Below are 1,763 nucleotides of genomic sequence, written 5' to 3'. Positions count from 1 at the left end.
GCCGGGCCCCCGGTCACCCCGGTGTCCACGCCCGGCGCCCTGACCGGCACCGGTTCGGGGCCGCACAGCGGCGCACCGGCGCCGGCCACCCCGCCGGGGATGGGTCCGGCCACCCCGCAGGCTGTCGGCCCGGCCGCCGGCGCCCCGCCCGGCTCCGGTCCGGCCGCGGGCGACGCGCGAGGCTTCGCACCGGGCCGCGCCGCCGCGTCCGGCACCGGGTTCGGCGGTCAGCCCGGGTCCGCACCGGCCGGTCCGTACGGCGGGTCGGGGCAGCCCGGACCGGCCTGGGCGATCAGCGCCGCCGGGCCCCATCCGGGCGGCCACGGGTCGGCGCAGGAGCGGCACGCCGGGTCGGGGGTGCCGCCGACGCTGGAGGAGCCGGCCGAGGGCCGGAAGGGGCGCGCCCGGTTGCTCGCGCTGGCCGGGGCGGCCGGGGTGGTCCTCGTCGCGGGGCTGACCGCCGGCGCGGTGGCGGTGCTGCGCTCGCCGGACGACCCGGCGCCGCGGCCGGCCACGCTCGCCGGGGAGTCCGCGGTCGCCGATCCCGCCGTCAGCGTCCGACCGGGCACCGGGACGACACCCGGAGCGTCGCCGAGCCGGACCGGCCGGCCCAGCCGCACGCCGTCGGCCACGCCGACCCGCTCGGCGGCGGGGGGCACCCCGTCGGGCGGGGCGCAGCCGACCCCCGGTGACACCGGAGCGCCGGCGCCTGGGCCGGTGACCAGTTCGCCCGCCGCCAAGCAGCCGTACACGGCCACGCAGGTGTGCGGCAGCGGCTACCAGGTGATCGACTCGGCGACGCTGACCGCGGACGGGGTCCGCAAGGGGCGGGTGTACCTGCTCTACAACACCGGGAGCGGGACGAACTGCGTGGTCACCCTCAAGGACACCGACGTCGGCCGGGCCACCACCACGTCGACGTACCTGGAGGTGCAGGGGAAGACCCGGCAGACCCAGAGCGGGGCGTACAAGTTCTACGCCGGGCCGGTCCGGGCCACCGCCCCCGGCGTCTGCGTGAAGTGGGGCGGGTCGACCGGCGGGGCCAGCTACGGCAGCCCGTTCGAGCACTGCGGCTGAGCGGCTGCGCCCACCCGCCGGTCCGCGTCCGGGCCGGCGGGCGGGGAGCCGCGCGTCGGCCTTAAGGTACGGGCATGTCCGTTGACGGGTGGAACACGCTCCTGGTGCTCGGCGGTATCCGGTCCGGCAAGTCCGAGTTCGCGGAATCGCTGGTCGCCGACGCTCCCACGGTCCGGTACGTGGCCACCGCCCCCGAGGGGGACCCGGAGGACACCGAGTGGGCGACCCGCCTGGCGGCGCACCGCGCCCGCCGGCCGGGCAGCTGGACCACCGAGGAGACCGCGGCGGACCCGCGCCGGCTGGCCGACGTGATCGCCGCGGCCGAGCCGAACGAGACGCTGCTCGTCGACGACCTGGGCGGCTGGGTGACGGTGCTGCTCGACCCCGCCCACCAGCCCGCCGACGACACGGCCACCATTGCCGAGCTCGCCGACGCGGTCCGGGCGAGCGCCGCCCGGCTGGTGCTGGTCACCCCCGAGGTGGGTTTGTCCCTGGTGCCGACCACCCCGCTGGGCCGGGCCTTCACCGACGCGCTCGGGGCCACCAACCGGGCGGTCGCCGACGCCTGCGACGCGGTGGTCCTCGTGGTGGCCGGCCAGCCCGCGTGGCTGAAGCCGGCCGGCCCGCCGGCGCACCCCGCCGTGCCCACGCAGGCCGGCCCCGGCCAGGCCGGCGCCCCGGCCGCC

General features: G+C 79.5%; 2 protein-coding genes. Both read left to right on the top strand.

Features of this window, described 5'->3' with window-relative positions:
* A partial coding sequence (locus tag ACWEVO_RS36095) for a hypothetical protein (protein WP_452311877.1) occupies positions 1-1,077 on the top strand: 1,077 nt, incomplete at its 5' end.
* 74 nt (positions 1,078-1,151) lie between these two features.
* Positions 1,152-1,763, top strand: a 612-nt coding sequence (locus ACWEVO_RS36090; protein ID WP_452311876.1) for a bifunctional adenosylcobinamide kinase/adenosylcobinamide-phosphate guanylyltransferase, incomplete at its 3' end; no start/stop codon positions are given.

The organism is Micromonospora sp. NPDC003776, assembly GCF_053605645.1.
The sequence above is the reverse complement of the archived record's forward strand: the minus strand, read 5'-3'. Positions and strand labels throughout refer to the sequence as shown.